Genomic DNA, 5919 nt, shown 5'->3' with positions numbered 1-5919 from the left:
CAATGCCCGCGATGAAATCATCGAGCAGTTCCTGGAGGATGTTCTCTAATGTTTACCAACCGCGTAAGACAGGCCATCGCGGCCACCCTGCAAGGCCTGCCGTTGTCGGCGACGGTGGAAGAGTTCACCCCACCGAAAATCGAGTTCGACATGGAGTCGATGGCCGGCGGCCGTTTCATCGCCGAAGAGATGGCCAAGAGCGGCAAGGTGCTGGGCGCCACCCTCGTACTGCAGGGCGCAGGCCCCGAAGTCATGTTGGCGCTGGGCGTCAAACTGGGCGACGACATCCTCCTGAACGTGCGTGAAGCCGGCCAGGATCAGGATGGCAACACCTGGTTCACCTACCACACCGTCGGCGGCAAGCTCAAATCCCTGGCCGAAGCCAAGATGAAAATGGGCGACAAGCCAACCACCACCCTTGAGCTGTCCTGCCGCACCTACAACCGCCTGGAAAACGGCATCCCGGTGATCGACATCGACGTGCGCACCCAGAAGTTCGTGCTCAACGGCGTCGACATCCTCGGCGACGCCCGTCGCGCGGTGTTGCTGCCTTAATCCCCCGCCAACACGACCCCCGTAGGAGCGAGCACGCTCGCGAAAAAAACCTCAGGCACCGTGGGGTGTCAGGTTGCCAGCGTCATCGTTGACGACCATCGCGAGCTTGCTCGCTCCTACAGGCTACAGACCCTCAGAAAGGAATTCGGACATGTCCTGGATGCCACCCAAACATGAGCTGTTGTCGGCGATCAGCGCCGACGATGGCTCGTCAATCGAGCAGATCCAGCTCAAACCCCTGTATTACGCCGCACAGAAAGAAGCCCTGGCCCGCGCGGGCGATAATGAAGACGATCAATTCTTTGAGCTGGCGCTGCTGGCCACCGGTTTGTCGGTCAAGGAACTCGACCAGCTCAAGCGCCCGGACTACGTGAGCATTGCCCATTACGTACACGAGATGTCGACCTTGCCGACATCGCACTTTCTCGAACTGGCGGGCGAGCCTTCGTCGGCCGATCCCGATGACGTGACCCTGCTGCAACCGCTCGCGGTGGCAGGCCGGACCCTGACCGCGCTGAGCCTGGAGATGCCGGTACTGCGCGCCACCAAGGCGATGAAAAAACTGAAAACGGCCAAGGAACGCGCCGAATTCATCACCGCCCATTGCACCGGCCTGATGCTGCCGGATCTGGCCCTGCTGACCGTGCCCGACTGGACGCAATTGCAGGTGCGTATCGACGATTTTTTAAACCGACCGGCGGCCTTCTTTCGGAGCGCGACATCGAAGTGATCCTCGATGTCGTGCCGCTCATTTACCCGGTAAGTGAGGCGGAGATTCTGGAGTGGGACGCCGAAAAGGCGCTGCGCCGCTATGACATTGCGGTCACTCGCCTTGGCGTGAAAGAGGAGTAGAGGAGGATGGCAGACAGCAAGTATCTGACGGTCGATGCGGCGCTCAGAAGTTACGAGCTACCGGCGTTCGGCGCGGTATCGGAGCCTTTTGGGGCAATCGGCTTCACGGGCGCGATGACGCAGCTCAGTCTGGCGCTGGACTCGATCAGCCTGGACATCCGGGCATTGACGGCGGGGCAGGGCAGGCTCGGTGAGGTATTGGTGTCGCTGACGGCAGCGTTGATATCCCCTCGTTCGACACTCAAGGCGTTTTCGGGTGTGGCAGGCGTTGGCAGCGAACCGGCAGCCGATCCGGATGCCAGGACAGAACCGCGCACCCTCACCGAGTTGCGCCCGTTACCCATCACAATCAATGCGCCCAGCCAGCCGTGTGGGTGTGATCTCAAGTCGCTGATGCTTGCGCCGGCCGTACATCAAGTGGATGTATCCATAACGTTGCCCGGTAGCGACAAGGACGCTGGCAAAGGCGGGCAGCCACCGCAAAGTGCAGTGCCCGGCAGGCCCTCGCAAACGCCGTCAATGCCTGGTCCTGCTGGTGCCTCGGCGCATCCGGGCGAACTCCCTGAAAGCCGTTCGCCAGCGGCACCCGGTGCGATGGAGGCGAGTCTCGGCCGCCTGAGCAGTGCAGTGACCGTAGACGTTTCCGGCCTGTTCGAGGGGCTTGCTCCCCAGGTCGATAAGTTGAGTTCGGCTGCCGAAGCAATGCCCACGCTGGCCAAGGGGCTGGGGATTGTCGTTGCCGGGGTGACATCTATCGTGTCCGTGGTGGGTGGTGCGCTGGTTGACGAGGCGTCGGCCAACGTTGCTAAAAAAATCCTGAAACGGGGGGCGCGGCTACTGCCCTTCGGTTTGGGCGATCTGATCACCGAGAAGGATCCCGGGGGCGATCAGAACAATCAACGTCCTCCAGGGAGCAAGAGAGGGCGCGAAGTTCCGGATACCGAGGTGTCGAAGGAAGTGCAAGGGCAGCAGCGCAAGAAGGCTGCAAGGAAGAGCCAATCCACGGGCAGGAACTCTCGCAAGGGTCGGTCGCAGAAACCTTTCAGGAAACCACCAGAACCCCGTACGCCTCCGGTAGCGCAATCGCTGAGCCTGACAGGGACTGTCAATCCGGGGCCGTCTGCATCGTTGTTCGGCAGGGTCGCTCAGGTGGGCAGCTTCCTCGGCAGGAAGGCAACCCCCTTGCGAATGCTCGGTGCGGGTATCGAGATCGCCCAGGGTGTAGCCAATGGTGATACCAAAACCCTCGTTTCCTCCTCGGCAACCTTGCTCGGCTCTTCCGTCGGGGCAACGGCGGGGGCTGCGCTCGGTTCCCTGATATTGCCCGTCGTAGGTACTGCCATTGGCGGCTGGTTGGGAGGAATGGCCGGCGCCGAGATCGGTTCGAGGCTGGGAGAAAAACTGATCGCCCCGACCGCAGATCGCCTGGCTCCACCGGGGCAGGTCGGCAGAGAACTGGCCGGTGCACAGCCACAAAGTCCCTCGATCAATTACTCACCGTCGATTCAAGTGACCTGCACGACGACGCAGAGCACCGAGCAAATCCGTATGGTCGTGAACCAGCAACTGCAGGCGCAATTCCATGGTGAATTTGTGCCGTTGATGAGAACTAACGCCCTCGCCACGCGACGCGACGCGGCTCTGTCAGATGGAGGTAAGTGATGCGCCAGCAAATGGCACTGGGCAATTTCATTTTTGGACTGTCCCGCGGCTTTGCCTACAGCAGCATCGTGCGCACGTCGGACGGTGGCTGGGTAGATCTGGACATCGTGACGGGTAAGCCGAAGTCCAGTCAGACCGGGCAAAAGGCACAGACCTGGAAAATTACCGGCAAGTCGATGTACGCAGCAGCCATGGAGCGGCTCGAAGAGCTGCGCAGCCTCCAGGCAGAACGAAAGCCTGTGCCGCTGGTCGATGGCATCGGTCGAAATTGGGGGCTGTGGCGAATCAACAGTGTGACGGAGACCCAAAGTGTCGTCCTCGATGACGGCACCGCGATGGTCATCGATTGGGTGGTCGATATCTCGGAGTTCATCCATGCGTAGAGTACGAAGTGTGGCCGGTGATTCGGTAAATCTGTTGCTCTATCGCGAGCTCGGTCGCTGCGACGATGCAGCCGAAGAGGCGCTGTGGCGCCTCAATCCGGCATTGGTCGAGCAAAGCGCGGTCTTGTCGGCGGGTATCTGGGTGACGTTGCCGGAGCTCGACTCCAGGCCCGTCGCCGCTGCACCGGTCTCGGCCTGGGATTAAGGAGGTTACATGGCACTGGGTTTTACACCGCAAGTAGAGATTTACGGGGCGAATGAAGACCTGATCAACCAGCGACTCATCAGCTGGGAGCATATCGATGCCACCGGCATCGAGTCCGACCAGTTGACATTGACCCTGGATCTGGAAGGGCTTGAAGGCTTGCCGAGCCTGGGTGGCAAGATCGGTTTGCTTGTCGGGTACCAGGGATCGGATCTGGTGGATAAAGGCCAGTTTCAGGTGACGCGCCTCACACCCACCTTGTTCCCGCTTCGCTTGTCACTCGTCGCCAGCGCCGCGCCCTTCAGCACGGCAGACGCGACCGGGTTCCAGCGTCGTCGCTCGGCCAGTCATGGGCCGACAACCCTGGGCACCTTGTTTCACGAGCTGACTTCAAGGCACGGCTTTTCGCCGAGAGTCGACCCAAAATTGTCCCTGATAAAAATCGACCACATCGATCAGTCCAATGAAACCGACATGGCGTTGCTGACACGTCTGGCCGGCAAGTATCGCGCGATCACCAAACCGGTCGACGAGCTCTATGTGCTGGCGCAACCCGGGCAGGCCCACTCATTGTCGGACAAGAAACTACCGGAGGTCGTACTGTCGGTCACAACGAACAACCGTCCCGGCGATCAGGCCTTCATCAGCGCCACACTCGATGAAACTGCCCGGGCGAACAGCCAGGGCTGCATCACCTATTGGTCGGAGACTGCGACCGGGGAGCTGCGCGCTGTCGAGACCGGGGTAGAGCCCTTCAAAATCATGCGCCAGAGTTTTCAAAACGAAGCAGAGGCCAGGGCCGTCGGCGAGGGCGAAGTGCTCAAAATGTGCCGTGAAAGACGCAAAGTGCAAATCAGTTGTCCAGGCAATCCGGCGTTGTCCGCTGAAGGTGTGATTCGGCTGGACAGTTCCTGGCCGGACTTCATGCGCGGGCGCTGGTCGATCGACAAAGTCACCGCCACGGGCGATCGATATCAAAGCTATCGCTGCCTGATCGCTGCGACCTGCCTGGATTCGTGACGCTGTCTGTCATTGATTGGCCCGGGGCGACGGCATAACACCAGGCAACAATTGATTGGGTCACCTTCGCCGACGGGGTCTGTAACCTTGCGCTCGACAGGGTTTTCAGTCATCCACATCCACAAATCATCGGAGCGAGCGATGCACCTCACGGAGCAACAGTTACTCAGGATTTTCCCCAACGCCCGCTCCCAAGCGGGCGTTTTCATTTCTGCCCTTAACGAAGCCATGGCGCACCGCCGCATCGATACGCCCAGGCGGATGGCTGCGTTTCTCGCGCAAGTCGGCCATGAGTCGGGGCAGTTGCAGTTCGTGCGCGAACTGGGCAGCGACCAGTACCTGAGCAAATACGATACCGGCGTGCTGGCTGCGCGCCTGGGCAATACGCCGGAACCTGATGGTGACGGGCAACGGTATTGTGGCCGAGGGTTGATTCAGATCACCGGTCGGGCCAATTATCGCCAGTGCAGCCTCGGGCTGTTTGGCGATGAGCGCCTGTTGACCACGCCGCAACTGCTTCAACAACCGCAGTGGGCTGCCGAGTCCGCTGCGTGGTTCTGGGAAAGCAACGGCCTCAATGAGCTGTCCGATCAAGACCGTTTCAACAGCATCACCCGCCGTATCAATGGCGGATTGAACGGGTTGCAGGATCGGCTGGAGCTTTGGGCTCGGGCGAGGGCGGTGTTATGCCAGCCTCCGGAATGATCCGGGTTTCATGACGGGGCCGTGGCATTGTCGTGCACATGGCATGTTCAGGATGAGCGCCAAGGACAACAGACCAGGGCCAGGGCCCCGGGGCGCTAACATTTTGATCGATGCTGTAACTTGCAAGCGCGGTCCGCTGGTGTACGTTAGTTCTCATTCCGCTCGATAAGGAGATGACTGTGAAAGTAATCACCCAACTGGCCGCCGACCTTGGCCGGCAATTGCAGATTCTCAATGCCCATGTCTCTACGGCCGAGTCTTGTACCGGCGGCGGGATCGCCGAGGCGATCACACGTATTCCAGGGAGCTCGGCGTGGTTTGAAGCCGGTTATGTCACCTATTCGAATCTGCAGAAAAACCTGCAACTGAATGTCCCGGTGGAGTTGTTCACCACGGTGGGGGCGGTCAGTCGCGAGGTGGTCGAGGCGATGGCCAAGGGCGCGCAGGATAAAAGCCGGGCGTTCTTTTCCGTGGCGGTCAGCGGCGTGGCCGGGCCGGATGGTGGGTCGCCGAGCAAGCCTGTGGGCACGGTATGGC

9 protein-coding genes are annotated in these 5919 nt (G+C 60.5%); all 9 read left to right on the top strand.

Annotated elements, in window-relative coordinates; genetic code table 11:
• Positions 1 to 48: 48 nt before the first annotated feature.
• Positions 49 to 555, top strand: coding sequence for a phage major tail tube protein (locus tag ACQKP2_RS31360; protein ID WP_427582173.1), 507 nt, complete (start codon positions 49 to 51; stop codon positions 553 to 555).
• A gap of 151 nt (positions 556 to 706) precedes the next feature.
• Positions 707 to 1285 (top strand): phage tail assembly protein, encoded by a 579-nt coding sequence (locus tag ACQKP2_RS31355; protein ID WP_427582172.1) that lies wholly within the window; start codon positions 707 to 709, stop codon positions 1283 to 1285.
• Positions 1282 to 1407 carry a hypothetical protein gene (locus ACQKP2_RS31350; protein WP_427582171.1) on the top strand — a complete coding sequence of 42 codons (126 nt, stop codon included), beginning with the start codon at positions 1282 to 1284 and terminating at the stop codon, positions 1405 to 1407. The genes ACQKP2_RS31355 and ACQKP2_RS31350 overlap by 4 nt, the downstream gene beginning before the upstream one ends.
• A gap of 6 nt (positions 1408 to 1413) precedes the next feature.
• Positions 1414 to 3069, top strand: a complete 1656-nt coding sequence (locus ACQKP2_RS31345; RefSeq protein WP_427582170.1) for a glycine zipper domain-containing protein — start codon at positions 1414 to 1416, stop codon at positions 3067 to 3069.
• Positions 3069 to 3452 (top strand): phage tail protein, encoded by a 384-nt coding sequence (locus ACQKP2_RS31340; protein ID WP_427582169.1) that lies wholly within the window; start codon positions 3069 to 3071, stop codon positions 3450 to 3452. The genes ACQKP2_RS31345 and ACQKP2_RS31340 overlap by 1 nt, the downstream gene beginning before the upstream one ends.
• The gene (locus ACQKP2_RS31335) at positions 3445 to 3657 is read left to right on the top strand and encodes a tail protein X (RefSeq protein WP_427582168.1); all 213 of its coding nucleotides are present in this window, start codon (positions 3445 to 3447) and stop codon (positions 3655 to 3657) included. Before ACQKP2_RS31340 ends, ACQKP2_RS31335 begins: the two co-directional genes overlap by 8 nt.
• A 9-nt stretch (positions 3658 to 3666) precedes the next feature.
• Positions 3667 to 4677, top strand: a complete 1011-nt coding sequence (locus ACQKP2_RS31330) for a phage late control D family protein (RefSeq protein WP_427582167.1) — start codon at positions 3667 to 3669, stop codon at positions 4675 to 4677.
• Between the two features lie 141 nt (positions 4678 to 4818).
• On the top strand, positions 4819 to 5382 hold the full coding sequence (locus tag ACQKP2_RS31325) for a glycoside hydrolase family 19 protein (protein WP_427582166.1): 564 nt from the start codon (positions 4819 to 4821) through the stop codon (positions 5380 to 5382).
• Positions 5383 to 5555: 173 nt separating this feature from the next.
• Positions 5556 to 5919 (top strand): CinA family protein (locus tag ACQKP2_RS31320; RefSeq protein ID WP_427582165.1); only part of this gene is annotated, 364 nt, incomplete at its 3' end.

Origin of the sequence: Pseudomonas sp. NPDC089569, assembly GCF_050280625.1 — a bacterium.
Lineage (GTDB): Bacteria > Pseudomonadota > Gammaproteobacteria > Pseudomonadales > Pseudomonadaceae > Aquipseudomonas.
The sequence above is the reverse complement of the archived record's forward strand: the minus strand, read 5'-3'. Positions and strand labels throughout refer to the sequence as shown.